Genomic DNA, 25,014 nt, shown 5'->3' on the forward strand with positions numbered 1-25,014 from the left:
CACAATTTGTCTTTTGCCAAATTCTGACCTGCCACCTCTTATGCGGCAATGGACTTTCCCACCGAAAAATTGCACAAAACGAACATGGGAACGGGAGGAGACCCATGACGAGACATGTGCCGACCTATGAGCTCTACGGCGAGACATCGGGCAAGGAACCCGATTTCTGGCTGCACTGCGAAACAATTCCCTCGCGCAGCAGCCTTCACCATTGGGAGATCAAGCTGCACAGGCACGCGAGTTTCTTTCAGATATTATACATCGACACCGGCGCGGGCGATGCCATTTTCGGGGAGCGCAGCCACAGCATCCAGCCGCCGGCAGTCGTCACAGTTCCTCCCGGGCTCGAGCACGGCTTCCGTTTTTCGCGGGATATCGACGGCCTCGTCATCACTATGCTGAGCGCCAATCTCAGCCACCTTCCCGGCGACCGCAGCCGGCTCGGCGAGTGGCTTGCAGCCCCGCATCTCACCGCACTCGATCCTGATGATCCCGACGCCGCCTATCTCATGCAGAGCCTGAGGCGGCTCGGCGATGAATATCGGAACAACCGCAGCGGCCGCAGCGAGCTTCTCGCCTCCTATGCCGCATTGGCGCTGCGGCTGACGGCGAGAATTTCCTATCAGGAGGATATCAGCCAGTTCCCCACCAATGAAAACGAACGGCGGATGGAGCACCTGACTGGCCTCATCCAGCAGCATTTCCGTTCGCACAGACCTGCTTCATTCTATGCCAGGGAAATCGGTGTTTCACCGACCCATCTCAATCGTATCGTCCGATCGATGACCGGAAAGACGGCTCACGACCTGATCGCCGGCAAACTCGTCGACGAGGCCAAGCGCGAGCTCGTTTTCACGCTCGCGAACGTTCAGGAGGTCAGTTATCGGCTTGGCTTTGCCGACCCGGCCTATTTCTCCCGCTTCTTCCTCAAGCACGCGGGCGAGACGCCCAAGGATTGGCGCAAGCGGGCGAAGAACAGGCTCGAACGAGCCTAGGCTGTGCGGCGCGCCGGGGCGTCCTCAAGGAAGTCCTCGATGAAGCGTTTTTGCAGCAGGATGCCATCCCACTCATCCGCAAAGAATGGCGAGTCGTAGATCAGCGTGTAAGGTCCGGCGTAACCAGCCTTTTCGCACATTTCCAGGCAATGACGGTAATCTGCGGCATCAAGCCCGGAGGCATTGTAATCGGCCTTGGCATGGCAGATTTCGGCCCGGCGCATGATATTCGCCAGCCCTTCATATTTCGCCGGCGCCGCCCAGTTTCCGAGGTCGCCATTGAGACCGATCTTGCCGTCGAGTTCATCAAGCAACCAGTTCATTTCCCTCGGTGAGGGCAGAAGGGCGAACCAGTTTTCGGTGACAATGCGCACACCGCTTCCCTCCGCTTGTCCGGCCAGCCACTTCAGATGCCGCGCGGAACGCGCAAGGTTCTCCTCGTCAGGCGCCTGCTTGCCGGCGATGACGCGGATGCGCTCGGCACCGAGCTTCTTTGCGATATCGATCCAACCGGCAATCCAGCCTATGTCACGTTCCGCCGTCTCGGCATTGCTGGGATCGCCATCCTCGACGAGCAGCGTCTGGAAAAGGATGTTGGAGGCCTCCAGCGCATCGCGAAATTCGGCGAGATACGAGGCATCCAGGCTCGGCAGATGGAACGAGCAGACCTCCAGCCGGCCAAGTTCGCGTTCGGCGAGCATGCCCGGCACTTCGAGCAGGCTGATCGTGCCTAGCCCATAGGGCTCCTGGCGTGTCGCGCTTTTCTGCGGATCGGGACTATAGGGGTAGGTTGCACCCAGCATCCGGTGAAGCGACCATGTGGAAACCGCAAACCGGCCGTTCTGCAAAGCCTGCATCTTTCATCTCCTCCCGTTTCCTCATGGGGACTCTGGCAAGAATGGCGTGCGGCTTCAAGCCCGCAATGCTAGATCCGCTCGCCGCGAATGATCGCTTCTGCCGCCAGAGAAACCGCGAGCAGTGCGTCATCCCGGTTAGCCGGGGCCGACAGAAGGAAACCAACCGGCATATCCGCCTCACCCTTTCCGCAGGGAATGGAAACGCCGCACCAGTCCAGAAAATTGCCGAGCGCCGTATTGCGCAACGTCTTGCCATTTGTGGCAACGAAGAGCTCGTCGTCGCGCTCCAGTGCGGCGATCGGCGGTGCGACATGGGCAACCGAGGGGAAGGCGATCAGGCGATTGCCGATCAGACGCTCCGTATCGGCGATCAGTCGGGCACGCGCAGCAAGAATGGCGATATAGTCGGGCATGCTGGTCTTCTCGCCAAGACGAGTGCGCATGACGACACGATGATCCATGCGCGCAGCCTCCGGCCCTGCAAGCCGTTCGCGATGGAGGGCGAAGGCTTCGGCGGTCACGAGAGCTCCATGTTTTGCCATCAGCGCAAGAATCTCGTCGAAAGCCGGGATTTCGAGCGGGCTGACAAGCGCACCGGCAGCGCGCAGCCGCTTCACACCGCCTTCGAAGGTTTCGGCGACGCCAGCGCCCAGACCGTCGAACACGACGTTCCGCGGTGTGACGATCTCGATGCCTTTCAGGGACTGCCAAGCAATGGTCGGTGCGGTCTGACCGCGCATGGCGGCATCGACCCAGATGGCATCCTGCACGGAACGGCAGAGCGGGCCGAAGGAATCGAGGCTCGTTGCCAGCGGATAGACGCCTTCCATGGCATAGCGTCCGCGCGTCGCCTTGTAGCCGACGATGCCGTTCAGGGCGGCAGGAATACGCACCGAACCGCCGGTATCCGTGCCCATCGCAACCGGTACAAGGCCTGCGGCAACGGCCACGCCGGCGCCGGAAGACGACCCACCGGGAATACGCGGTTCGTCCTTGCTGTGAGGATTTTCCGGCGTCCCATAATGCGGATTGATGCCGAGGCCGGAGAAAGCGAACTCGCTCATATTGGTACGGCCGATAGCCAGCATGCCGGCACTCTTGAGCGTGGTGACGACGGCAGCGTCCTTTTTAGCGGGCGCATCGCCCGCCAGTACCACCGAACCAGCCGTGGTTGCCATGCCTTCGATGTCAAAAAGATCTTTCCAGGCGATCGGAATGCCGTCGAGCGCACCGAGCGAACGGCCGTCGCGGATACGCTTCGAGGAAGCGTGGGCTTCCCGCAATGCTCGCTCGCGCAACAATACGGTGAAGACCGCCTTGTCGGCATATTGCTCGATGCCGTCGAAGATCGCCTCTGCGACGTCAACAGGATCAGCCGTTCCGCTCTGGATGAGGAGGGAAAGCTGAGCGATCGACATCGCACCAAAAGAAAGGGCCATGGGGGAGAGTCCTGTGGAAATCACACAGGATTTACCGCCTATCATTTCGCAGGACCAGCCCTTGCACGGCTTTTCACGACGATTGGTACGATTTTGTGAACACTGAGTTTGAATTAGCCCTCTTCAATTTATCGCAATTAAGACACACATGCGGTGCTGCACGCGGGAAACGGACAGGCGCGCCATTAGCTTGCCTTCCCAAGCCGCATCCCAGTGCATTGCAGGAGACTTGAAATGACACAATCTGAAACTTGGACCTCCGGTGACCAGGATATGGTGCACCAGCATGTGAAGGAGGACGTGAGCTACGGCGAAGCTGAACGCGACTACGCCGACCACGTCAACGCACAGAAGCTCTCGGTCCTGGAGCGGATCGTGGTCGTAGGCGCCCTCGTATTGCTGAGCTTTGTAGGCTTCACGGCACCGTCGGCACAGACGTCGGCGACCGATCCGATGACCACCTCGGCCATAGAAGAGCCGACACCTCCAGGTGATAGCCTAGTGTCGCATCATCAGCGCTACGGCCATTGCCGTGAAACGAGCCCCTACGCAGACAAGGTCTGCTAAGAGCCAGCGATTTTCGCCGGGCATGGAATCTTTCGTCTGACTTGCGTAAGAAGCATAGGAAAGGGGAAGAACATGGCCGGTGACCTAGATTACGACCTCCATCGCTTTATCGAAGCGCAGAACGGCGTATACGAACAGGCACTTGCAGAGCTGAAAACGGGCCGTAAGCGCTCCCACTGGATGTGGTTCATCTTCCCCCAGATCGCCGGTCTCGGAACGTCTTCCATGGCGGAGAAATATGCCGTTCGCTCCGCGGAGGAAGCCTCGGCCTATCTCGCCGACCCGATCCTCGGCAGCAGACTTTTGCGCTGTGTCGAGGCGATTCTCTCTATCAACGATCGCAGCGCCCACGATATCATGGGTGCACCCGATGATCTGAAGCTGTGCTCGTCCATGACGCTGTTTGCTGCGGTCAGCGACCACGGCTCGCCCTTTCACAAGGCGATCGAGCGTTTCTACGATGGAAAATTCGACGAACGGACAATTTCGATTCTGAGCGCCGGTAATAATTAACCCGGCGAGCGCTCCAGCGCCGCAATCTCCTTGGAGATTTCTTCGAGGCGCTGTTTCAGATCGTTTTGTGTACCATCGTCCACTTCCTCTTCGCCGAAGCAGTAACGTGCGTCGTGCAGTTCGAGCTTGGCTTCAAGCTCGGCACGTCTGGCATATAGCCGCCGGAGATAAGCGTAATTCATCTCTGCCTCCAGATTGCTCCCAGATCAGCAGAAAAACGGCCATGCACTCCCAAGGTTCCCAAGCCTGAGCACCTTGGCCGCGTGGGATCAGCCGAAGGCTGAGATCGCCACGTTGCACGCTTTTTCGAAATGGCAGGAACAGCCGCCATCCGTCATGGCCTGACGGGTGACGCGCGCACCCTCGAGCAACAGCGTCAGCGTGTCGGCAAGAAGTTCCGGCTCACGTGCGCCGGCAGCCACGCAAAGAGCCGCGAGCCGGTTGCGCTGCATGGCCTTGTGGCGCTCGATCAGTTCGTGCGCCGGATGGCCTTCGCCCTTCAATTCGATGGCGGCATTGGCGAGATCGCAACCTGCGGGCTCGCCGTCCAGACAGTGAGCTCGATCTTCGACCCAGGCAAGCAGCTGGGCGCGCGCATTACCAGGATGGGCAGCTTCGAGATCGCGCCAGATCTTCTCGGCCTTGTCGGAGGCGCGGCGCAGTGTCTCGCAGACCAGTTCATCCTTGGAGCCGAAATGCCGGTAGAGGGTCATCTTGTTGGTGGAGGCGGCATCGGCGATGGCATCCACGCCGATGCCGCGAATGCCGCGCTCGCGGAAAAGCTCCGAAGCCGTCGAGACGATACGCTCCCGCGGGGGGATTCGATCATCTGAAACGGCTGCGGAGATTTCGTTCAATGTTTCTGATTTTTTCGCGGACGAAGTCCTTGACATCGATGTGACCGATCGGTAACAAATATATTGTTACTTACCGGTAACACCACTCTTCGCGGAAGTCAATGCCAGGAGCGCTTGGCAGCAGGAGTGGAACACGGGCGACCGCCCACGAAAGGAGGACTGCACCATGAGAAAGACCAAAGAAGATTTGACCATTTCCGAAGCCCTTCGCGACCCGCTGATCGCCATGGTGCTGCGCGCCGATGGCGTGAAGCTTGACGACTTCAAGCAACTCCTCGAGACGGCCGCCCGCAAACGCGAGCCGCGTACCTCCACGGCGAGCGATATGATCGGGTCCTTTGCCAACCGCGCCAATCTGCCGGCGATGCCCTGCTTCGGCTGATCTGACCGCTGGCCTTACAAGGCCCGATCGGCACTGGGGTTAAGCCCTGCCCCAGATGGGCTGCCGCTATCAACAGGCGGCAGCCCTTGCAATATAGTTGGTTGCGCGCTTCACGTCTCCGGCATTCCGGAGTTGCGAGTTTTTTAAACATCCAACCGATTATGACTATATCTCCCAAGACGATACAACGCTCGCCGCCGGTGACGCCGTCATCATGACAATGTTCACCGGCGGTGGCTTTGCAAGCCGCAGACTCGGACTTGCCATGACTGACCGCAATGCCTGGCCGGAGACATAGCCCGCATCCGATCAGCCAATATCTGCACTGATAGGTCAAGAACTCGGGCTGGGCCTTGTTGTTCCTGCCTGCGGCTCTTTGTGCCGTTGCAAGATTTTGCGATTTGCTTCGCAAGCAGCTATGCCATAGTAATGTAACAGGCTCGTATAGCATCAGAGGTACGTTGAGTTGGACGGAAACACATCACCCGCAATCTCCGAAGATGAAAGCCCGGCCGAAGAGGCCGGTGCAAAAGGCGCTCGCCGCGCTCGCGTCAGCGGTATTGATCGCGCGCTTCAGGTGATCGACCATCTTTACGAGACGGGATCCCCGGCCGGCGTCTACGCCATTGCGAAAGCTGTGAAGGCGCCGCTTTCGACCGTCTATGTCATCGTCGACGATCTCGTCGAAAAGAACATGCTGACGCGCCAGTCTGACGGTTCGATCTGGCTCGGCTCGCGGCTTTACCATTATGGCCTTGCCTATGCCCGCTCGCTCGACTTCATGAGTGTCGCCACACATGAAATGCACGACCTTTGCCGGCAGGCCGGCGAGACCGTTCAGGTCTGCGGTCGTGACGGCGATTACATGCTGGTGCTCGCCATGGCCGATGGCCCCAGCCATTTCCAGGTCGCCTCGCGTGTCGGCACCCGCGTACCGCTCAACTGGACAGCCTCCGGCCGCCTGCTGGTCGGCCACCTGCAGGAAGACGAGCGCGTCGAGCTCTTCAAGCGCTGCGCCCGCTCCTCGCCGACGGGCCGCGCCGAGATCGATCCCGCTACACTATCGGAATCCGCCGGCAAGGCCTTCGAAGCGCGCCTGTCGATCCAGGCCGGCGAATCCGACTATGCCGTCGCCTGCATCGCCTCGCCGATCTGCGATCGTGAGGGCCAATGCGTCGCCACCATTTCCATCGTCCTGCCGGAGCAGAAGGCCTTTTCGGACGAGAGCCATTATACTGCGCAGGTGCGCAACTCGGCGGAACGCATCGAAAGGCTGATGGGCTGGCGAGGCCATTAGGCGTTCCCGTCTGAAATTTTCCCGGTCATGATCCTCAGCCTTCCAAGATCGAATAGCCGATCTCACCCAGTTGATCCGGATCGGCGATCGCGTCCACCGTCGAGATCCTGTCGCCATCGAAACCCAGCGCCAGTACGATACGCAGTTGGCCCTCGATAAAGACAACCACACCGATTTCGCCATCGACAAGCGCGACCTTTGCCGATCTCGCCTTCCCCTTGAAGCTTTCGGCGACAGCCTCGGCGCCGTGAAGGGGAACGACATTGCCGAGGCGAGCGGCGGCCGCGTCCGGCCGGAAAACGGCATCCGGTGCGAGTACCGCAATGAGGCCCTCCAAATCACTGTTGCGAGAGGCGATCAGAAAGGCCTCGGCTATGCTTCGCCTGCGCGCAAGATCGACTTCGGGCGTTTCCGACTGTCCGCTCACCCTGCGTCGCGCCCGGCTTGCAAGCTGCCGGGCAGCAGCAGCGCTGCGACCGATCACGGCAGCAATGTCCTCGAAGGGCAGATCGAACATGTCGTGCAGCACGAAGGCAACGCGCTCGGCAGGCGAAAGAGTTTGCAGCACGACGAGCAGGGCGATGCCGATCGAATCGGCAAAGGCTGCTTCACGCTCCGGATTGCTGGCGATATCGGCGATTGCGCCATGCGCCGGCAGCTCCAGCGGCTCTTCGCGTCGCGTCTTGCGTGAGCGCAGCATGTCCAGGCATATGCGCGCCACGACCGTCGTCAGCCAGCCGGAGAGATTGTCGACGCCAGACCTGTCCGACCGCGTGAGACGCAGCCACGCTTCCTGCACCGCATCCTCCGCTTCTGTGCGGGAGCCAAGCATGCGGAAGGCGACGGCCCGCAGATGCGTCCGGTTCGCCTCGAATTCATCGGCCAGCCAGTTTTTCTCGTTCATTGGTCCACTCCTCATCCCGTCATGATGTCAAAGACCATGACGAACGAAAGCCGGACGATGTGACAGGAACGATGTTGCATCAAGCCCTCGTGAAATTTCTCCGGCGACTTGACCTGCCGCATTTTTCATTGGCTGATGGCGCGCAGATCCCTCCCTATGGTATTTCACTATGTCCTTCCGATTTGATAGCTCAAAACAATATGCCGCCTTCCTGTTCGACATGGATGGGACGATCCTGAGCTCGACTGCGTCAGCAGAGCGCGTCTGGGGACGCTGGGCCGAGCGGCACGGGCTCGATGTCGAAAAGTTCCTGCCGACCATGCATGGATCGCGCGGTATCGACACGATCAGACGGCTGAATCTTCCTGATATCGACGCCGAGGCGGAAGCAGCTGAGATTACCGAAGACGAAATCCGCGATGTCGAAGGCGTCGTGGCGCTTCCGGGTGCTGCCGATTTTCTGGCGTCGCTCCCACCGAACCGGTGGACGATCGTCACCTCCTCTCCGCGTCGCCTTGCGGCGCGCCGGCTCGAGGCAGCCGGCTTGCCTATGCCGCAGGCCATCGTGACGGCCGAAGATGTGACCATCGGCAAGCCTGACCCGCAATGCTATATCCTCGGCGCCGAGAAGCTCGGCTTTTCCACGCGTGAATGCCTGGTCTTCGAAGACGTCGAAGCCGGCGTGAAGGCAGGAGCGGCAGCCGGAGCCGATATCATGGTCATCACTGCTGCAGGCCACAAGCATTCGCTGCAGGGCTATCCCGAGATCGAACATTATGCCGATGCGACCGTTCTCATTGCTGACAGCGGCCACCTCTCGATCAAGCTCTGATCGGCCAGGCTCTGATCGGCCAAACTCTGATCAGTTTGCCGCCCCGCTGGAAAGGAATTGCCATGAAGCCGGAAATCGTCTGCCTGATGATGTCGTCCCTCGACGGCGGCCTGCACCCGAGCAAGTGGACAGAAAGCCCCGATGGCGGCCGCAAGGAATGGACGGCCCTCTATCAGAAGGCACATGAAGAGCTGCAGGGCGACGCCTGGATCGTCGGGCGCGTGACCATGGCCGAAATGGCAAAGGGAGAGGCGCATCCGCCGAAATCGGCCGGTTCCGTGGAGCGGCCCAACCATTTTGCCGATCGCGAGGCAGACAACTACGCGATTGCCCTTGACACCTCGGGCAAGCTGCATTTCACGCGGCCGGATATCGATGGCGACCATATCGTTGTCATCCTCGGCAGCGAGGTGCCGGATACGCATCTTGCGGAGCTTGCCGCCGACGGCATCTCCTACATAGTCTCGCCTTCCGCCGAAATCGACCTGCCCGCAGTGCTCGATGTGCTGGACAAGGAACTCGGCATCCGCAAACTGCTGCTCGAAGGCGGAGCCGCGATCAACGGCGCCTTCTTTGCCGCCGGGTTGATCGACGAGTTCTATCTGCTCGTCGCTCCGGCCCTGGATGGCAGCAGCGGCCAGCCTGTTGTCACGTTCGACGGAGGACTGGCAGGCAAGACGCAACTCTCACTGATATCGGCCGAAACGATGGGCAATGGTGCTGTCGCCCTGCGCTATAAGGTCCACGCCTGACGGCGCAGGAGCTTGCCAGCCACCTTGCTTCTCATCTTTTTTCCCGACTTCGTCACATTGCCTCATCCTGATCCGTCAAATCCATGACGAACGAAAGCTGGCGACATGCCGGCCCTGCGTCAAACGGAACACATTATCAGGAGATTGAACATGCAAGAGAGAATGGGAAATCCAGCCCTCGTCATCCCGGAAGCCATGCAGGCACTGAATGCTCTCGGTAAAGTGCCGGCCACGGCCGGGCTTGCGCCGGGATTTCTGGAAATCATCTATCTGCGCGCCAGCCAGATCAACGGCTGCAGCGTCTGCATCGATGGGCATTGGCGCATCGCCCGCAAACATGGGGAGACCGACGAGCGGCTCTTTGCCGTCGCAGGCTGGCGCGAGGCTCCCTATTACAGCGATGCCGAACGTGCAGCACTTGCCCTGACCGAGGCCGTCACCCGCCTCAGCGACCGCGCCGATCCGGTGCCGGAAGAGATCTGGGACGAATGCACCCGCCACTACGACGGCAAGAGCCTTGCGGCCCTCGTCATCGCGATCGCCAACATCAATGTCTGGAACCGGCTGAATGTCGCCACCCGGCAGATTGCGGGGAGATGGAAGCCGTGATCCACGGCTTCCCGGTGCTTAGATGATGCCACCGCCGCCGGAGACCGAAGCCGGGCGCTCGGCGGCGACTTGTCTGCGGTAGCCGCTGGCGCGGAAGGTGGCAACCGGATCGATCGCACCGCCGGCACGCCGGCGGGCTTCGGCCAGGATCGGCTCGACATCGGCGCGGTAAGCGCGCTTCAGCGTCTCGGAAGCCATCAGCGCATCGTTATCCTGCTGGTAGCCATCGAGCGCCTTGCGGTCGACGATCAGGGCCTGGGCATAGGCACGGCGGATTTCGTTAGCGCTGTTGATCAGGCTTTCGATCGGGTCCGTCACATTGTGAGACTGGTCGATCATGTGGGCCGGACGGAAATCATTCACGCCGCGCTGTTCAGCATCGACCAGCTCGTTGAAAACGAGGAACAGGCGATAGGGCTCGATCGCTCCGGCGTCGAGGTCATCGTCGCCATATTTCGAGTCGTTGAAATGGAAGCCACCGAGCTTGCCAAATTGGATCAGGCGGGCGACGATCATCTCGATATTGGTGTTCGGTGCGTGATGGCCAAGGTCGACAAGGCAATGCGCCTTGGGGCCGAGCGTCTGGGCGATCAGGTAGTTCGTGCCCCAATCCTGTACGATGGTCGAATAGAAGGCCGGCTCGTACATCTTATGTTCGGAGAAGAGCCTCCAATCGTCTGGCAATGCCTTGTAGATATCCGCCATCGAGGCGAGGTAACGCTCGAACGCCCTAGTGAAATTGCTCTGGCCGGGGAAGTTGGAGCCGTCGCCGATCCAGACGGTTAGCGCCTTGGAGCCGATCGCCTTGCCGATCTCGATGCATTCGAGATTATGCTCGACCGCCTGCCGGCGGGTCGCCGCATCCGTGTGGCTGAGCGAACCATATTTATAGGTCAGCTTCTGGCCGGGTGCGTCCGAGAAGGTGTTCGAGTTCATTGCATCGAAGCCGAGACCGAGCGCATCGCCCTTTGCCTTCAGCTCCTTCACATCGGTCTTGTCCCACGGAATATGCAGGGAAACAGTGGGGGTCGCCCGTGTCAGCTCGTTGATGACGGCGCAATCGTCGAGCTTGTCGAAAATGCCGCGCGGCTCGCCGGTGCCGGGGAAACGGGCAAAGCGCGTGCCGCCGGTGCCCACGCCCCAGGAGGGGACGGCGACGGAGAACTCCGCCACCTTACGGGTAATCGCCTCGATATCGACACCGCGGCGCGCAAGCGTTGCACCCAGCGCTTCGTAGTCGGCCTTCAAGGCTGCAGCGCGCTTGTCGTTTTCCGCCGCGACCAGATCCGGCGCAATCCTGGATTCTGTCATCTGTTCCTCCCAGAAATTCTGTTGCGGCGGGCGTGGCCCGCCGCTCGCTATCAGCGGGTAAAGCTCTGAACGTTGCCAGCGTCAACGTTGATGATGTTACCGGTCGACTTGGCCGAAAGATCCGATGCCAGGAAGTAGACGGCCTCGGCGATATCTTCCGGGAACACGTTCAGCTTCAGCATGGAACGCTTGCGGTAATGTTCCTCAAGATCGTCGACCTCGATCTTCGAGGAGGCCGCGCGCTGTTCACGCCACTCGCCGCTCCAGATCTTCGAGCCGCGCAGCACTGCATCCGGATTGACCGTGTTGACGCGGATGCCGGCTTCTGCGCCTTCGAGCGCCAGGCAACGGGCAAGATGGATTTCGGCAGCCTTTGCAGTGCAATAGGCAGCTGCCCCTGGCGAAGCGGCAAGGCCATTCTTCGATGCGATGAAGACGACGTTGCCGCCGAGCGCCTGACGGCGGAACAGCCGGAAGGCTTCACGCGAGACGAGGAAATAGCCGGTCGCGAGGATGTCGATATTTCGGTTCCAAGTCGACAGCTCGGTCAATTCGATCGGCGCTGAAGAGGCGATGCCCGCATTCGAAACGAGGATATCAATGCCGCCGAATTCGGTGCAGGATTCGGCGAAGGAAGCGATAACCGCATCTTCCTTGGTCACGTCGAGCTTGACGGCGCGAACTGCGTCGGCACCGTATTTCTTGATGAATTCCGCTTCCGTCGATTCAAGCGCAGCCTGATCGATATCGGCAAGCACCACGCAGGCGCCCTCGCCGACAAGGCGGGCTGCCGTCGCACGACCGATGCCGCCGGCGCCGCCGGTGACGAAGGCAACCTTGCCGGCAAGGCTCTTCGGCTTCGGCATGCGCTGCAGCTTGGCTTCTTCGAGCAGCCAGTATTCGATGTCGAAAGCCTCCTGCTCGGGCAGGCCCTGATATTCAGAGACCGTCGAGGAACCGCGCATCACGTTGATGGCGTTGACGTAAAACTCACTGGCGATGCGGGCCGTTGCCTTGTCGCGGGCAAAGGAGAGCATGCCGACGCCCGGCACCAGGAAAATCACCGGATTGGCATCACGCATAGCCGGCGAATTGTCATGCTTGCAGGCATTGTAGTAGCGCGCATAATCGGCGCGATAATCTTCCAGAGCCTTGTCGAGACCGGCGATGATGGCATCGACATCGGGCTTGGCCGGATCGAGATCGACGATCAGCGGGCGGATCTTGGTCCGCAGGAAATGGTCCGGGCAGCTGGTGCCGAGCGAGCCCAGCGGTCGCAGGTTCTTCGAATTGACGAATTCAAGCACCGCATCCTGATCATCGAAATGGCCGAGTTTGCGCTCCTGTTTGCCGATGCGTCCGCGAATTTCCGGCATCAGGCGGGCAGCGATGGCGCGACGTTCGGCAACCGGCAGGCTTTCAACGACTGCGCCGCCGAAGATCATCTTGCCTTCGGTCTGGCCGGCAAACCATTCGATCGCCTTGTTGATGATATCGAGCGTCAGCTCGTAGCAGGCCTTGGCATCGTTGGCCCAGGTAAACAGGCCGTGGCTTTCGAGCACCACGCCCTTTGCGTCAGGGTTCGCCTTGACGAAGGCTTCAAGATCAAGGCCGAGTTGGAAACCCGGGCGGCGCCAGGGCAGCCAGCCGATCGCGTCACCGAAAATCTGCTTCGTCAATTCCCTGGAATTCTTGGAGGCGGCAATCGCAATGATCGCGTCCGGATGCATGTGGTCGACATGCGTAAAGGGAACGAAGCCGTGCAGCGGCGTATCGATGGAAGCGGCGCGGGAGTTCAGGTTGAAGGTGCAATGCGGCAGGAAGCCGACCATGCGATCCTCGTCCTCGACGCCCTTGTAGATGCCCTTCAGCGATTCAAGCTTGTCCTGATAGAGCGTTGCGAAACCGTCGAGCTTGATCGTGCCGACATCACCGCCCGAGCCCTTGACCCAGAGAACCTGAACCTTGCCGCCGGTTAGCGGATCGGTTTCCATGACCTTGGCTGAGGTATTGCCGCCACCGTAATTGGTGATGCGCTTGTCGGCGCCGAGCAGATTCGAGCGATAGAGAAGCTTGCCGGGCTCATCGAGGCCCGCCGCATAAGCATCATCCCAACGGTTCTCAAGAAGTCGAACCTTTGCCGCCATGTCATCCTCCCATATAGGCTTGTGTATAGGCCTGCGGGGCGTCGCGATAAGCACGCCCTTTCGCTCACGGTATCGCGCATCAAAATGGCGCTTGTCAATCGAAAACGATCAAATTCGATTATGTTGCATCGCAATATGAAAATTTATGATCGTTTCTGATTGACAGGCTTTAACGGATACGAAATAAATATGACAAGAGGAGGAGCCCAATGCACGAACGCGAACGCCATCGCATTATCTTAAGCGCTGTCCAGGAAAAGTCCGTCGTTACGATTCAGGACATTTCCGAGCTGACGGACGCTTCTGAAGCGACGATCAGGCGCGACATTGCGGCTCTTCACGTGCAGGGCAAGATCCGGCGCGTTCGTGGCGGCGCGGAGGCTGTGCATCCGCCGCAGCTCGGAAATCTTGCAGGCCGTCCCTTCCGGGTGTCAGAATCAGTCAATATCGATAAAAAGCGCGCAATTGCGCGAGCAGCCGTCGATCTTTGCGAAGCTGGCGACGCCATCATTATCAACGGCGGCACGACCACCTTCCAGATGGTTCACTATATGGCCGGCCATCGTATGCAGGTGATGACCAATTCATTCGCCATTGCCGAGCATCTGGTAAAGCACTCCAAAAACACGGTGACGGTGCCGGGCGGCGCGATCTATCGCGAGCAGAGCCTGATCCTGTCTCCCTTCGACAATGACGCGATCCGCAATTTCTATGCACGACGCATGTTCATCGGCGCCCAGGGCGTCGGCCCGCTCGGCATCATGGAAGCTGACGCACTGATTATCCAGAGCGAGCAGAAGCTGATGCATCAGGCCGACGAGTTGGTCGTCATGGCCGATTCCAGCAAGTTCAATCGCCGGTCGAGCCTCATCCTTTGCGCGCTCGACCGGGTTTCGACAATCATAACCGACGACGGTATCGCCGATGAGGCGGCCCGTATGATCGGGAATGCAGGCGTCCGGCTCGTTGTCGCGAGCCCAACGGCGCAGGCAGTAAAGGAGGATTCCTCGTCGGTCGCATGAGGCGTCGGCGAGGTGTGGAAGTCTAAATCTCAGTGGGAGGACATGACATGAAACTTGCAAAGACACTTGCAATCGGCGTGGCGTTTGCCGTCGCCATGATGGCTGGCGCGGCAAGCGCCAAGGACATCAAGATCGGCCTCGTCGTGAAGTCGCTCGGCAACGGCTTCTTCGACGCCGCCAACAAGGGTGCTCAGGAAGCAGCCAAGGAACTCGGCGGCGTGGAAGTGATCTACACCGGCCCGACGAGCACGACGGCCGAAGGCCAGATCGAAGTCATCAACTCGCTGATCGCTCAGGGCGTTGATGCCATCGCCATCTCGGCAAACGATCCGGACGCTGTCGTTCCGGCGCTGAAGAAGGCTGCCCAGCGCGGCATCAAGGTCATTTCCTGGGACTCTGGCGTTGCCCCTGAAGGTCGCATCCTGCAGCTCAACCCGTCTTCGAACGAGCTGATCGGCAAGATGTGCCTGACGCTCGCCAAGGATCATCTCGACGGCGGCAAGGGTGACTTCGCCATCCTGTCGGCCACCACGACCTCGACCAACCAGAACATCTGGATCGACCAGATGAAGAAGCAGCTCAAGGACTTCCCGGGCCTCAACCTCGTCACCACTGTCTACGGCGACGACCTCTCGGACAAGTCCTATCGTGAAGCCGAAGGCCTCCTGAAATCCAACCCGAACGTCAAGGTCATCGTCGCTCCGACGACGGTCGGCGTTCTGGCTGCTTCCAAGGTCGTCGAAGACAAGGGCCTGGTCGGCAAGGTCTACGTGACCGGTCTCGGCCTGCCGTCTGAAATGGCTGGCGCAATCAAGTCCGGCGCGACGAAGGAATTCGCCATCTGGAACCCGATCGACCTCGGCTATTCCGCAACCCAGATCGCCTATCACCTTGCAAAGGGTGATGCCGACGGCAAGCCGGGCAGCGAAATCGAAGCCGGCCGCATGGGCAAGATTAAGATTGGCGACAATGGCGAAGCCGCTATGGCCGACCCCTTCGTCTACAATGCCTCGAACATCGACCAGTTCTCCAAGGTCTTCTGATTTCCAGAGATCATGAACGGACACCCGGCGGCTCTGCCGCCGGGCTTCTCTTTCGATGGTGGTAAGCTTGCTGATGACCCCTGCCCTTCAATATCCCGTCACGGACCCAAAAGCCGACGACGCAGCCGCCATTCTGGAAATGCGCGGCATCTCGCAGATCTTTCCGGGCGTGAAGGCGCTCGACAATGTCAGCATCGCGCTCTATCCCGGCAAGGTGACGGCACTGATCGGCGAAAACGGCGCCGGCAAGTCGACGCTCGTCAAGATCCTGACCGGCATCTATCGCCCGAACGAGGGCGAGATCATCGTCGACGGCAAGCCGGTGCATTTTGCGACGGCACAGGCCGCCATCGATGCCGGCGTGACCGCCATCCATCAGGAAACCGTGCTTTTCGACGAGCTTTCAGTTGCCGAAAACATCTTCCTCGGCCATGCGCCGCGCACACGCTGGCGCACGATCGACTGGAGCGAGATGAACAGCCGCGCAAGAACGCTGCTGACTTCGCTCGAAAGCAATATCGATCCGACGATCCGCCTGAAGGACCTCTCGATTGCGCAGCGTCACCTTGTGGCGATCGCTCGCGCTTTGTCGATCGAGGCCCGCATCGTCATCATGGACGAACCGACAGCCGCCCTCTCGCGCAAGGAGATCGACGATCTCTTCCGCATCGTCGAGGGCCTGAAGGCGAGCGGCAAGGCGATCCTCTTCATCAGCCACAAATTCGACGAGCTCTATGAGATCGCCGACAATTACGTCGTTTTCCGCGACGGCCGGGCCGTCGGTCACGGGAAGCTGAAAGAAACGCCGCAGGACGAAATCGTCCGCATGATGGTCGGTCGCGATGTCGAAAACGCCTTCCCGAAGATCGATGTCGCGATCGGCGGTCCGGTGCTCGAAGTCGACAAATACTGTCACCGCACCGAGTTCCGCGACATCTCGCTGACGCTGCGAAAGGGCGAGATCCTCGGCATCTACGGCCTGATCGGCGCCGGACGTTCGGAGCTCGCCCAATCGCTCTTCGGCATCACCAGGCCGCTCTCCGGCAGGCTGTCACTTGAAGGCCGAGAGATTGCGATCAACTCGCCACATGACGCCATCCGCGCCGGCATCGTCTACGTGCCGGAAGAGCGCGGCCGTCACGGTCTGGCGTTGCCGATGCCGATCTACCAGAACATGACGCTTCCCTCTCTGGCGCGCACCTCGCGCAAGGGCTTCCTACAGGCGGCGGAGGAATTCGCGCTCGCCCGCAAATATGCCGAGCGGCTGGACCTGCGTGCTGCCGCCCTATCCGTGCCGGTCGGCACGCTGTCGGGCGGCAACCAGCAGAAGGTCGTCATCGGCAAGTGGCTTGCCACCATGCCCAAGGTCATCATCCTCGATGAGCCGACCAAGGGTATCGACATCGGCTCGAAGGCTGCCGTCCATGGCTTCATCAGCGAGCTTGCCGCCGAAGGCCTCTCCATCATCATGATCTCCTCCGAACTGCCCGAGATTATCGGCATGTCGGACCGCGTGCTCGTCATGAAGGAGGGCCTGTCGGCAGGGTTCTTCGAACGCGATCAGCTTTCGCCGGAAGCGCTGGTGCGCGCGGCGACCGGAAATGCATGAGGTGACGGCATGATGAGACTGATCAGAAAACGCGAAACTCTGCTCTTCGCCATCATCGTGGTGATGATCGCCGCCTTCTCGACGCGCGCTGCCGATTTCGCCACGCCGGACAATCTTGCCGGCATCTTCAATGATACGGCAATCCTCATCATCCTGGCGCTCGCCCAGATGACGGTGATCCTGACGAAATCGATCGACCTTTCGGTCGCAGCCAACCTCGCCTTTACCGGCATGGCAATCGCGATGATGAACGCCGCCTTTCCCGGGCTGCCGCTCATCGTTCTCATTTTTGCAGCAGTCGTAATCGGCGCAGCCCTCGGTTCGATCAACGGCTTCCTCGTCTGGCGCCTCGAAATCCCGCCGATCGTCGTGACGCTCGGCACGCTCACCATCTATCGCGGCATGGCCTTCGTCCTGTCGGGTGGGGCCTGGGTCAATGCTCACCAGATGACGCCGACCTTCCTTGCTATTCCGCGCACGCCGATCCTCGGCCTGCCGGTACTGAGCTGGGTTGCGATCATCATCGTTGCGTTGATGTATATGTTGCTGCGCTACAGCCAGTTCGGCCGCTCGGCCTATGCAACCGGCGGCAACCCGACGGCCGCCGTCTATGCCGGGATCGATACCGGCCGGACGAAGTTCCTGGCCTTCGTCCTCTCGGGCGCGCTCGCCGGTCTGTCCAGCTATCTCTGGGTCTCGCGTTATGCGGTCGCCTATGTCGATATCGCCAACGGCTTCGAGCTCGATAGCGTCGCGGCTTGCGTGATCGGCGGCATTTCGATTGCCGGCGGCGTTGGCTCGGTCGCCGGCACGGTGCTTGGTGCGCTCTTCCTCGGCGTCATCAAGAATGCCCTGCCCGTCATCGGCATTTCGCCCTTCACGCAGATGGCGATCTCGGGAACCGTCATCATCCTCGCCGTCGTCTTCAATGCCCGGCGCGAACGCAACCGGGGCCGCATCATCCTGCGGGATCGCGCAGCAGCGGAGGTCGCAGCATGAGCGCCGTTTCTTCAACACCCGAAAAGCGCGTCATTCCTGATCGCCTCGGCACGCCCTTCAAGCGCATCATGTCGAGCTGGGAAGTGCTGCTCTTTTGGGTGGCCGTCCTGATCTTCATCTTCAATTCCGTGGCGTCGCCCTACTTCCTCGATGCCTGGAACCTCTCGGACGCGACCTTCAATTTCACCGAAAAGGCAATGATCGCCTTTGCCATGGCGCTGCTCGTCATATCAGGCGAAATCGACCTGTCGGTCGCCGCCATCATCGCGCTCGCTTCGACCGCGATGGGTGCAGCTGCACAAGTCGGCGTCGGCACGCCGGGCCTCGTTCTGATCGGCATCGGCACCGGGCTTATCTGCGGCGTCTTCAACGGTTTTCTCGTTTCAGTGCTGAAGCTGCCGTCGATCGTCGTCACGATCGGCACGATGAGCCTGTTTCGCGGCATCTCCTATATCGTGCTCGGCGACCAGGCCTATGGCAAATATCCGGCGGATTTCGCCTATTTCGGCCAGGGTTACGTCGTCTGGGTCTTCTCCTTCGAATTCGTACTGTTCATCGTGCTGGCGATCCTCTTTGCCATCCTGCTGCATGCGACGAATTTCGGCCGACAAGTCTATACGATCGGCAACAATGATTTCGCCGCCCGTTTCTCCGGCATTCCCGTCGAGCGCGTGAAATTCATCCTCTTCCTGCTGACCGGCGTGATGAGCGGTCTCGCCGCCGTCTGCCTGACCTCGCGCCTCGGCTCGACGCGTCCTTCGATCGCGCAAGGGTGGGAGCTCGAAGTCGTCACCATGGTCGTGCTCGGCGGTATCTCGATCCTCGGCGGCTCCGGCACGATCGGCGGCGTCGTCATTGCCGCCTTCGTGATGGGCCTCGTCACCTTCGGCCTCGGCCTGTTGAACGTGCCCGGCATCGTCATGTCAATCTTCATCGGCCTGCTTTTGATCATCACCATCGCGATCCCGATCATCGCCCGCCGCATCAAAGCCATGAGCGCCAAATGACCCTGGAAAAATACGCCTTCAAGATGAAGCTCAATCCCGGCATGGAGGCCGAATATCGCAGGCGGCATGACGAGATCTGGCCGGAACTGGTCGATCTCCTGCACAAGTCGGGCGCCAGCGACTATTCCATCCATCTCGACCGCGAGACCAATACGCTTTTCGGCGTGCTGACACGCCCGAAAGACCACACCATGGCGAGCCTGCCCGAACATCCCGTCATGAAGAAGTGGTGGGCGCATATGGGCGACATCATGGAAACCAATCCGGATAATTCGCCAGTTCAAAGCGACCTCGTCACCGTCTTCCATATGCCATGAGTGACTATCGCCACATCGCCGTTCTCGACATCGGCAAGACCAACGCCAAGGTCGTCGTGCTGGACAGCGCGACGGGCGCTGAAATCGCCGTTCGCAAGCAGCCGAACACCGTCATACGCGATGGTCTCTATCCGCATTACGATATCGAAACCCTCTGGAATTTCGCGCTGGCCTCACTCAAGGCCTTCGCCAGGGAGCCGGGCTTCGACGCGATCTCGATCACCACCCATGGGGCAGCTGCCGCCCTGCTCGATGCAAATGGCAAACTTGCCATGCCTGTCATCGATTACGAGCATGAATATCCGCAGGGCATCCGCGACGCCTACGACGCGCTCCGTCCGCCCTTTACCGAGACATTCTCGCCACGCCTATCGATGGGGCTGAATGTCGGCGCACAGCTGCACTATCAAAAGACCGCCTTTCCGGACGCGTTCGCCAAAGTCGCAAACATCCTTACCTATGCACAATACTGGTCCGCACGGCTGACCGGTGTCGCGGCAAACGAGGCGACCTCGCTCGGCTGTCACACCGATCTCTGGAACCCGAAAACCGGCGCTTATTCCTCGCTGGTCGACACGCTGGCCATTCGCGCCCGGATGGCGCCGATCCGTTCGGCTTTCGATGCGCTTGGTCCAGTCCTGCCCGAGATCGCCGATGAAATTGGGCTTTCCGTGCCCGTCTATTGCGGTATCCATGATTCAAATGCCTCGCTGCTGCCGCATCTCGTCGGCCGTGAGGCACCCTTCGCCGTCGTCTCGACCGGTACATGGGTGATCAATTTCGGCGTCGGCGGCGATCTCGACCACCTCGACGCGAAGCGCGATGCGCTTGCCAATGTCGACGCCTATGGCCGCGCCGTGCCGTCGTCCCGTTTCATGGGCGGTCGCGAATTCGAGATTCTCTCAACGGAAATCGGTGAGGTCAGCGATGCCGCGGCACGAGCTGCCGTCGCCGATGTCATCGCCAAGGGTATCATGCTGCTGCCGAACGTGGCGCCTGGTTCCGGTCCCTTCCCCGGCAAGGTCAGCCGCTGGGTGGGTGTGGAGGGCGCCAGCCGCCAAGAGCGATATGCCGCGGTCTGCCTCTATCTGGCGCTGATGACACAGGCCTGTCTCGGGCTGATCGGCGCGAAAGGCCCTGTTATCGTCGAAGGTCCGTTCGCGCTGAACGAGGCCTACTTGTTCCTGCTTTCCGCGTTGACCGGCCGGGACACGATGGCGCTGCCGGGCTCGACGGGCACGAGCCAGGGTGCCGCGCTGCTTGCCGGCATCAGACCCGTCTCCGGCGCGGAAAGACATTTCGCACCCTCGGCCATCCCAGGGCTTTCCGACTATCGGGAGCATTGGTACGCCGCGATGGAATAACAGTCTTTCCAACAGCGCCCTTGCTCAGACCGGCTGCGCCGTTACTGTGGCACCTCTCGATTTGATGAAGGGGACAGCATGACTGAATCATTCGACCCGCGGGCGCTGGCCGCCAAGCTTTACAGCCTGCGTCAGGACGGAAAGCAGGAGCCGACGAGCGCCTTTCCGCTGCCGAACGATTTTCACCAGGGCATGGAAGCGCAGAATTTCCTGAAGGCCGGCGAAGCTGTCGCCAGCAATGCCTGGAAGGTTACGGCCTCCCCTGAGGGCCAGCCGGTTACTGCGCCCCTCCATCCCTATGCCGAAGCCGTCTCCGGCGCGACGATCCCCTGGTATCCGGGCATGAAATTCGAAGCCGAAATTGCGGTGCGCTTCGGCAAGGACCTACCGTATCGCAAGGGCGCACCTTACAGCCGCGCCGAAGTTCTGGATGCGATTTCCACCGCCTATCTCGGTGCCGAACTGCTCGTCACTGCGGTCAAGGAAAGCGGCGCCGTCTCCTTCCTCCTCTTCCTCGCAGACCGTCTCGGCAATAGCGGCTATGTGCTCGGCCCGACCATTGCGAAGAGCTTTATCGATACGGCCGCAAGCACGCCGGTGAAGGTCACCCATGGCAGCAAGGTGATCTATGATGGCCTTGCCAAGCATCCGAAGGGCGACGTCCTGTTCTGGCTCCTCGACTACGTCAACGACCCGCTGCGGCCGGAAGATTCGCTGAAGTCAGGCGCGCTCGTCACCACGGGTACGCTCAGCGGCGCCGTCGAACTCACCGAACCCGGCGAGATCGATATCCACTTCGGCGACAGCGCGCGGCTGACCTTGTCCGTCGTCTGATATCGGCTTTTCGCACAGCGAATCCGGGTGATTGTCATACCGCTCTGCCTCCTGTATTAAACTTGAGTTTCATACGAAGGTTTATTCTGGCCATCTGGCCGGAGGCGGAAGTGGGAATGACATTTCAACCGCGCATGCAGAACAAGATTCACGGTTTTTCCGTCACCAAAGGCGTCAATCGCCGGGTGTGGAACGGCATCGTGGCCGATGTCTGGGATGTCGAATGCGCCTCCCATTGCGGCGGCTACTACGTATCGCAAGACCCGCGGCTTTTCATCCTCCTCGAAAAGCGCGGGCCTGGCAATTCGCGGGTGAAGCTCTCGCCGCGTGCCCATGGCACAGTGCAGGACACCGAAAAACGGCCGATCTCCTATGTTCCGGCCGACATGGAGGTCTGGGCCGATCTGGTGGACGTGCATTCCGTGCGCCATCTCGACATCCATTTCGATGTCGAGACCATCAGCCGAAGGCTCGGCGACGAGCTCGATCCGCAGCGCCTCGCCAATGCGCAACTGCAGTTTTCCGACGAGCGCGTGCTGTCGCTTGCCCAGTTGATCGCCGCCGAATGCGCTAATCCGCAGCCGCTCCATGATCTCTATGGCGACGGCCTGGCGCTCTCCCTCATCATCGATGTGTTGAAGCTCACTCAGGTACAGCCGCGCAAGCGCAGCAAGCTTGCCGCCTGGCAATTGCGCCGTGCCATCGAATTCATCGAGGAAAATTGCCTGCGCAATATCCGCCTCGAAGAAGTGGCGGCGGTCACCGGCCTGTCGCAATCGCATTTCAGTCACGCCTTCAAGGCGTCCACCGGCGTGGCACCGCATCAATACCAGACCAACGCTCGCCTCGAGCGCGCAAAACATCTGCTGGTCGGGAGCGAATATCCTCTGACGACCATCGCGGTGGAAACCGGCTTTGCCGATCAGGCCCATTTCACCCGCGTCTTCCGCAAGAATTTGGGTACCACGCCGGCGAACTGGAAGAAGGCGCAGATTGCCTAATTGCAACACGTCTGAACGTTTGCTCACAGCACGGAAAATTACCCAAGAACGTTCAATTTCCACTCGATCGCGACAATCCGGCCAATTAAAATTGAGTTAAACACTCGACTTATTCAAGGCCATACCGTGGCAAGCGAGGCCGCGGCACGAGTGGGGTAAATCATGCGAGCGCAGACCAAAGGGCTCATCTTCAGGGCATATCTACTGGCAGGAACGGCATTCGCCGGCAACATGGCGGTCTCTTCCGCCCTTGCTCAAGATGCCAATCCGACACAATTGGCGCCGATCGTCATCCAGGGCGGTGATGACAGCGCCACCGGTCCGGTCAAAGGTTATGTCGCGAAGAACTCGTCTGTCGGATCCAAGAGCGATACGCCGATCAACGAAATCCCGCAGTCGGTTTCCGTCATCGGCAGGCAGGAAATGGATGATCACGGCATCACCAACAAAGTCGACGAAGCACTCCTCTACACACCTGGCGTCACAACCCAGCCCTTCGGCAATGATCCCGATACCGACTGGTTCTATATCCGCGGCTTCAACGCCACCCAGACCGGCGTCTTTTTCGACAACCTGAACCTCTTCAGCTACGGCTTCGGCGGTTTCCAGATCGATCCGTTCATGCTGGAGCGTGTCGAGGTTCTGAAGGGGCCGGCCTCGGTTCTTTACGGCGGCGCCAATCCCGGCGGCATCATCAATCTCGTACGCAAGCGCCCGCTCGACGAGCCGCTTTATTACACCGATATCGGCATCAACAGTAACGGCAACGCCTTTACCGGCTTCGATATCTCCGACAAGGTCGGCTCCAGCGATACGATGACCTACCGGATCACCGGCAAGGTCTCCGGCGGCGACAACTACTCCGATTTCTCTCATGATTTCCGCGGCTTCATCATGCCGCAGCTGAGGGTCGCCCCTGACGATGCGACGAACCTCACCGTCTGGGGTTATCTCGCAGGCCTCGATCAGGTCCACACCGGCAACGGCTTCTTCCCCTATGAGGGCACGGTCGTGGACGCGCCCTTCGGCAAGATCCCGCGCGACGCCTTCTACGGCGAGCCTGATATCGACGACGGCAGCTATGTGCAGAAGATGGTCGGCTACGAATTCGAGCACGAATTCGACAACGGCGTGAAATTCACCTCGAACTTCCGTTATGGCCGCCTGGATAAACATGAGCAGGGTCCGTACCTCAACGGCTATGTGGGTGGCGTCCCAACAGCTCCAGATTACGCCCTTGCCCGTATCGGTTTCGAAGGTCGGTCCGGCGTCGATTCCGTTGGCATCGACAACCGCGTAGAGGGCGAGGCCGAATTCGGTGGCGCGACGCATAACCTGCTCGCTGGTATCGACTACAAATATTACCGTCTGGACAACTGGCAGGCTTGCTGCGGCTCGAACCCGATCAGCGCGACCGACCCGGTCTATGGCACGCCGCAGCGCGCCAACTTCGTTTACGCTGACGGCATCGTGACCATGAAGCAGATCGGCATTTACGCTCAGGACCAGATCCATTTCGGCGACGGCTGGCTTCTGACACTGAATGGCCGCTATGACCATGTCGATATCGATTCCGATGCCGCGATCGGCACGAGCTACAGCTTCGACGACGGCGCGGCCAGCGGTCGTGCCGGCCTCGCCTACGAGTTCGACAACGGCCTGACCCCCTATGTCAGCGTGGCAAGCTTCTTCAACCCGTTGATCGGCACCGGCATTTCTGGCCCCCTCAAGCCTGAAGAAGGCTATCAGATCGAAGGCGGTGTCAAATATGAGCCGACCTTCTTCGATGGCGTGATCACAGCCTCCGTGTTCCAGATCGACAAGCGGAACAATGCCGTGACCAATCCGATCACCTTCGAACAGAGCCAGCTCGGCAAGGTACGTTCGCGCGGCTTCGAACTCGAAAGCAAGGTCAACGTCAACGACAACTGGAAAGTCACTGCGGGTCTCGACTATACCGACATGGAAGTGTTGGAAAACGCGGCCAACCCGCTTCTCGTCGGCAAATCCCCCTATATCACACCGAAGGTCAAGGCTTCGCTCTGGGTTGACTACCTGGTCACGACGGGTGCGCTGGAAGGTCTCAGCCTTGGCGCCGGCGTTCGGCATCAAGGTTGGTCATGGGCGGATGAACAGAATACCGAAAAGGTGCCATCGGCGACGGTTTTCGATGCAGCTATCCGCTACGAGAAGGAAAACTGGGCCGCATCGCTCAATGTCGCCAACCTCTTCGACAAGGAATATGTGTCGAGCTGCCAAGGCCTTACGGTCTGCGGTTATGGCGATGCACGCACGGTCACTTTCAAGCTCAGCAAGAAATGGTAAGTTGACAAATAGAGTTTAGTTTTTCAGGAAG

At 60.1% G+C, this 25,014-nt stretch carries 25 protein-coding genes; 18 read left to right on the plus strand and 7 right to left on the minus strand.

Annotated elements, in window-relative coordinates; translation table 11 throughout:
• Positions 1–104: 104 nt before the first annotated feature.
• Positions 105–995 carry a helix-turn-helix domain-containing protein gene (locus tag FHT87_RS03855; RefSeq protein ID WP_183799590.1) on the plus strand — a complete coding sequence of 297 codons (891 nt, stop codon included), beginning with the start codon at positions 105–107 and terminating at the stop codon, positions 993–995.
• On the opposite strand, the gene FHT87_RS03860 is transcribed toward FHT87_RS03855, so the two are convergent.
• Together FHT87_RS03860 and FHT87_RS03865 are read right to left on the minus strand one after the other, a co-directional pair.
• Positions 992–1,852: a TIM barrel protein gene (locus tag FHT87_RS03860; RefSeq protein ID WP_183799593.1), complete on the minus strand. Its 861-nt coding sequence runs from the start codon at positions 1,850–1,852 to the stop codon at positions 992–994. The genes FHT87_RS03855 and FHT87_RS03860 overlap by 4 nt on opposite strands.
• Before the next feature lie 68 nt (positions 1,853–1,920).
• A complete protein-coding gene (locus FHT87_RS03865; protein ID WP_183799596.1) occupies positions 1,921–3,291 on the minus strand; it encodes an amidase in 1,371 nt (456 codons plus the stop codon).
• A 273-nt stretch (positions 3,292–3,564) separates the two neighbouring features.
• Between FHT87_RS03865 and FHT87_RS03870 the strand changes: the two genes are divergently transcribed.
• Together FHT87_RS03870 and FHT87_RS03875 are read left to right on the plus strand one after the other, a co-directional pair.
• On the plus strand, positions 3,565–3,858 hold the full coding sequence (locus FHT87_RS03870; RefSeq protein WP_183727205.1) for a hypothetical protein: 294 nt from the start codon (positions 3,565–3,567) through the stop codon (positions 3,856–3,858).
• A gap of 72 nt (positions 3,859–3,930) precedes the next feature.
• On the plus strand, positions 3,931–4,371 hold the full coding sequence (locus tag FHT87_RS03875) for a DUF1810 domain-containing protein (protein ID WP_183799599.1): 441 nt from the start codon (positions 3,931–3,933) through the stop codon (positions 4,369–4,371).
• Here FHT87_RS03875 and FHT87_RS03880 read toward each other — a convergent pair.
• Together FHT87_RS03880 and FHT87_RS03885 are read right to left on the minus strand one after the other, a co-directional pair.
• On the minus strand, positions 4,368–4,553 hold the full coding sequence (locus FHT87_RS03880; protein ID WP_183727206.1) for a hypothetical protein: 186 nt from the start codon (positions 4,551–4,553) through the stop codon (positions 4,368–4,370). The two genes, FHT87_RS03875 and FHT87_RS03880, sit on opposite strands and share 4 nt — an antisense overlap.
• Positions 4,554–4,640: 87 nt before the next feature.
• Entirely contained in the window at positions 4,641–5,264 is a 624-nt protein-coding gene (locus FHT87_RS03885) for a TetR/AcrR family transcriptional regulator (protein ID WP_183799602.1), read from the minus strand.
• A gap of 130 nt (positions 5,265–5,394) precedes the next feature.
• On the opposite strand from FHT87_RS03885, the gene FHT87_RS03890 reads away from it, so the two are divergent.
• Both FHT87_RS03890 and FHT87_RS03895 read left to right on the plus strand, forming a co-directional pair.
• Positions 5,395–5,610: a hypothetical protein gene (locus FHT87_RS03890; RefSeq protein WP_183799605.1), complete on the plus strand. Its 216-nt coding sequence runs from the start codon at positions 5,395–5,397 to the stop codon at positions 5,608–5,610.
• 466 nt (positions 5,611–6,076) lie between these two features.
• A complete protein-coding gene (locus tag FHT87_RS03895) occupies positions 6,077–6,907 on the plus strand; it encodes an IclR family transcriptional regulator (protein WP_183799608.1) in 831 nt (276 codons plus the stop codon).
• Between the two features lie 34 nt (positions 6,908–6,941).
• Here the strand turns inward: FHT87_RS03895 and FHT87_RS03900 are convergent, their stop codons facing one another.
• Positions 6,942–7,811 (minus strand): sigma-70 family RNA polymerase sigma factor, encoded by an 870-nt coding sequence (locus tag FHT87_RS03900; protein WP_183799611.1) that lies wholly within the window; start codon positions 7,809–7,811, stop codon positions 6,942–6,944.
• 169 nt (positions 7,812–7,980) lie between these two features.
• On the opposite strand from FHT87_RS03900, the gene FHT87_RS03905 reads away from it, so the two are divergent.
• The 3 genes from FHT87_RS03905 to FHT87_RS03915 all read left to right on the plus strand — a co-directional run bounded on the left by FHT87_RS03905 (position 7,981) and on the right by FHT87_RS03915 (position 10,004).
• Positions 7,981–8,643, plus strand: a complete 663-nt coding sequence (locus FHT87_RS03905) for an HAD-IA family hydrolase (protein ID WP_183799614.1) — start codon at positions 7,981–7,983, stop codon at positions 8,641–8,643.
• Positions 8,644–8,705: 62 nt separating this feature from the next.
• Positions 8,706–9,395 carry a RibD family protein gene (locus tag FHT87_RS03910; RefSeq protein WP_183799620.1) on the plus strand — a complete coding sequence of 230 codons (690 nt, stop codon included), beginning with the start codon at positions 8,706–8,708 and terminating at the stop codon, positions 9,393–9,395.
• A 150-nt stretch (positions 9,396–9,545) separates the two neighbouring features.
• Positions 9,546–10,004: a carboxymuconolactone decarboxylase family protein gene (locus FHT87_RS03915; protein WP_183799623.1), complete on the plus strand. Its 459-nt coding sequence runs from the start codon at positions 9,546–9,548 to the stop codon at positions 10,002–10,004.
• A gap of 18 nt (positions 10,005–10,022) precedes the next feature.
• On the opposite strand, the gene rhaI is transcribed toward FHT87_RS03915, so the two are convergent.
• Entirely contained in the window at positions 10,023–11,315 is a 1,293-nt protein-coding gene (gene rhaI, locus FHT87_RS03920) for an L-rhamnose catabolism isomerase (RefSeq protein ID WP_183725580.1), read from the minus strand.
• A 50-nt stretch (positions 11,316–11,365) separates the two neighbouring features.
• Positions 11,366–13,462: a bifunctional rhamnulose-1-phosphate aldolase/short-chain dehydrogenase gene (locus tag FHT87_RS03925; protein ID WP_183725582.1), complete on the minus strand. Its 2,097-nt coding sequence runs from the start codon at positions 13,460–13,462 to the stop codon at positions 11,366–11,368.
• Positions 13,463–13,671: 209 nt separating this feature from the next.
• Between FHT87_RS03925 and FHT87_RS03930 the strand changes: the two genes are divergently transcribed.
• From FHT87_RS03930 to FHT87_RS03975, 10 genes are all read left to right on the plus strand, one after another.
• Positions 13,672–14,484 carry a DeoR/GlpR family DNA-binding transcription regulator gene (locus FHT87_RS03930; protein ID WP_183725584.1) on the plus strand — a complete coding sequence of 271 codons (813 nt, stop codon included), beginning with the start codon at positions 13,672–13,674 and terminating at the stop codon, positions 14,482–14,484.
• 47 nt (positions 14,485–14,531) lie between these two features.
• Positions 14,532–15,527 (plus strand): rhamnose ABC transporter substrate-binding protein, encoded by a 996-nt coding sequence (gene rhaS, locus FHT87_RS03935; protein WP_183725586.1) that lies wholly within the window; start codon positions 14,532–14,534, stop codon positions 15,525–15,527.
• A 73-nt stretch (positions 15,528–15,600) separates the two neighbouring features.
• Complete coding sequence (locus FHT87_RS03940; RefSeq protein ID WP_183725588.1) at positions 15,601–17,136, plus strand: sugar ABC transporter ATP-binding protein; 1,536 nt, start codon at positions 15,601–15,603, stop codon at positions 17,134–17,136.
• 9 nt (positions 17,137–17,145) lie between these two features.
• The gene (locus FHT87_RS03945; RefSeq protein ID WP_183725590.1) at positions 17,146–18,135 is read left to right on the plus strand and encodes an ABC transporter permease; all 990 of its coding nucleotides are present in this window, start codon (positions 17,146–17,148) and stop codon (positions 18,133–18,135) included.
• Entirely contained in the window at positions 18,132–19,142 is a 1,011-nt protein-coding gene (locus FHT87_RS03950) for an ABC transporter permease (protein ID WP_183725592.1), read from the plus strand. The genes FHT87_RS03945 and FHT87_RS03950 overlap by 4 nt, the downstream gene beginning before the upstream one ends.
• Positions 19,139–19,459, plus strand: coding sequence for an L-rhamnose mutarotase (rhaM, locus tag FHT87_RS03955; RefSeq protein ID WP_183725594.1), 321 nt, complete (start codon positions 19,139–19,141; stop codon positions 19,457–19,459). The genes FHT87_RS03950 and rhaM overlap by 4 nt, the downstream gene beginning before the upstream one ends.
• Positions 19,456–20,823 (plus strand): FGGY-family carbohydrate kinase, encoded by a 1,368-nt coding sequence (locus tag FHT87_RS03960; RefSeq protein WP_183725596.1) that lies wholly within the window; start codon positions 19,456–19,458, stop codon positions 20,821–20,823. Before rhaM ends, FHT87_RS03960 begins: the two co-directional genes overlap by 4 nt.
• Before the next feature lie 78 nt (positions 20,824–20,901).
• Positions 20,902–21,657: a fumarylacetoacetate hydrolase family protein gene (locus FHT87_RS03965; RefSeq protein ID WP_183725604.1), complete on the plus strand. Its 756-nt coding sequence runs from the start codon at positions 20,902–20,904 to the stop codon at positions 21,655–21,657.
• Positions 21,658–21,773: 116 nt separating this feature from the next.
• Positions 21,774–22,658, plus strand: coding sequence for a helix-turn-helix domain-containing protein (locus FHT87_RS03970; protein ID WP_183725606.1), 885 nt, complete (start codon positions 21,774–21,776; stop codon positions 22,656–22,658).
• 162 nt (positions 22,659–22,820) lie between these two features.
• The gene (locus tag FHT87_RS03975) at positions 22,821–24,983 is read left to right on the plus strand and encodes a TonB-dependent siderophore receptor (RefSeq protein ID WP_183725608.1); all 2,163 of its coding nucleotides are present in this window, start codon (positions 22,821–22,823) and stop codon (positions 24,981–24,983) included.
• The last annotated feature ends 31 nt before the right edge of the window (positions 24,984–25,014 follow it).

The organism is Rhizobium sp. BK316 (genome assembly GCF_014193695.1).
In the GTDB taxonomy this organism is placed as follows: Bacteria; Pseudomonadota; Alphaproteobacteria; order Rhizobiales; family Rhizobiaceae; genus Rhizobium.

Coding starts and splice junctions, on each gene's coding strand:
- FHT87_RS03865 (WP_183799596.1), bottom strand. CDS start 3,291: ATGGCCCTTTCTTTTGGTGCGATGTCGATCGCTCAGCTTTCCCTCCTC.
- FHT87_RS03945 (WP_183725590.1), top strand. CDS start 17,146: ATGATGAGACTGATCAGAAAACGCGAAACTCTGCTCTTCGCCATCATC.
- FHT87_RS03925 (WP_183725582.1), bottom strand. CDS start 13,462: ATGGCGGCAAAGGTTCGACTTCTTGAGAACCGTTGGGATGATGCTTAT.
- FHT87_RS03885 (WP_183799602.1), bottom strand. CDS start 5,264: ATGTCAAGGACTTCGTCCGCGAAAAAATCAGAAACATTGAACGAAATC.
- FHT87_RS03905 (WP_183799614.1), top strand. CDS start 7,981: ATGTCCTTCCGATTTGATAGCTCAAAACAATATGCCGCCTTCCTGTTC.
- rhaI (WP_183725580.1), bottom strand. CDS start 11,315: ATGACAGAATCCAGGATTGCGCCGGATCTGGTCGCGGCGGAAAACGAC.
- FHT87_RS03880 (WP_183727206.1), bottom strand. CDS start 4,553: ATGAATTACGCTTATCTCCGGCGGCTATATGCCAGACGTGCCGAGCTT.
- FHT87_RS03950 (WP_183725592.1), top strand. CDS start 18,132: ATGAGCGCCGTTTCTTCAACACCCGAAAAGCGCGTCATTCCTGATCGC.
- FHT87_RS03965 (WP_183725604.1), top strand. CDS start 20,902: ATGACTGAATCATTCGACCCGCGGGCGCTGGCCGCCAAGCTTTACAGC.
- FHT87_RS03900 (WP_183799611.1), bottom strand. CDS start 7,811: ATGAACGAGAAAAACTGGCTGGCCGATGAATTCGAGGCGAACCGGACG.
- FHT87_RS03915 (WP_183799623.1), top strand. CDS start 9,546: ATGCAAGAGAGAATGGGAAATCCAGCCCTCGTCATCCCGGAAGCCATG.
- FHT87_RS03855 (WP_183799590.1), top strand. CDS start 105: ATGACGAGACATGTGCCGACCTATGAGCTCTACGGCGAGACATCGGGC.
- FHT87_RS03870 (WP_183727205.1), top strand. CDS start 3,565: ATGGTGCACCAGCATGTGAAGGAGGACGTGAGCTACGGCGAAGCTGAA.
- FHT87_RS03910 (WP_183799620.1), top strand. CDS start 8,706: ATGAAGCCGGAAATCGTCTGCCTGATGATGTCGTCCCTCGACGGCGGC.
- FHT87_RS03860 (WP_183799593.1), bottom strand. CDS start 1,852: ATGCAGGCTTTGCAGAACGGCCGGTTTGCGGTTTCCACATGGTCGCTT.
- FHT87_RS03975 (WP_183725608.1), top strand. CDS start 22,821: ATGCGAGCGCAGACCAAAGGGCTCATCTTCAGGGCATATCTACTGGCA.
- FHT87_RS03890 (WP_183799605.1), top strand. CDS start 5,395: ATGAGAAAGACCAAAGAAGATTTGACCATTTCCGAAGCCCTTCGCGAC.
- FHT87_RS03960 (WP_183725596.1), top strand. CDS start 19,456: ATGAGTGACTATCGCCACATCGCCGTTCTCGACATCGGCAAGACCAAC.
- FHT87_RS03970 (WP_183725606.1), top strand. CDS start 21,774: ATGACATTTCAACCGCGCATGCAGAACAAGATTCACGGTTTTTCCGTC.
- rhaM (WP_183725594.1), top strand. CDS start 19,139: ATGACCCTGGAAAAATACGCCTTCAAGATGAAGCTCAATCCCGGCATG.
- rhaS (WP_183725586.1), top strand. CDS start 14,532: ATGAAACTTGCAAAGACACTTGCAATCGGCGTGGCGTTTGCCGTCGCC.
- FHT87_RS03875 (WP_183799599.1), top strand. CDS start 3,931: ATGGCCGGTGACCTAGATTACGACCTCCATCGCTTTATCGAAGCGCAG.
- FHT87_RS03940 (WP_183725588.1), top strand. CDS start 15,601: ATGACCCCTGCCCTTCAATATCCCGTCACGGACCCAAAAGCCGACGAC.
- FHT87_RS03930 (WP_183725584.1), top strand. CDS start 13,672: ATGCACGAACGCGAACGCCATCGCATTATCTTAAGCGCTGTCCAGGAA.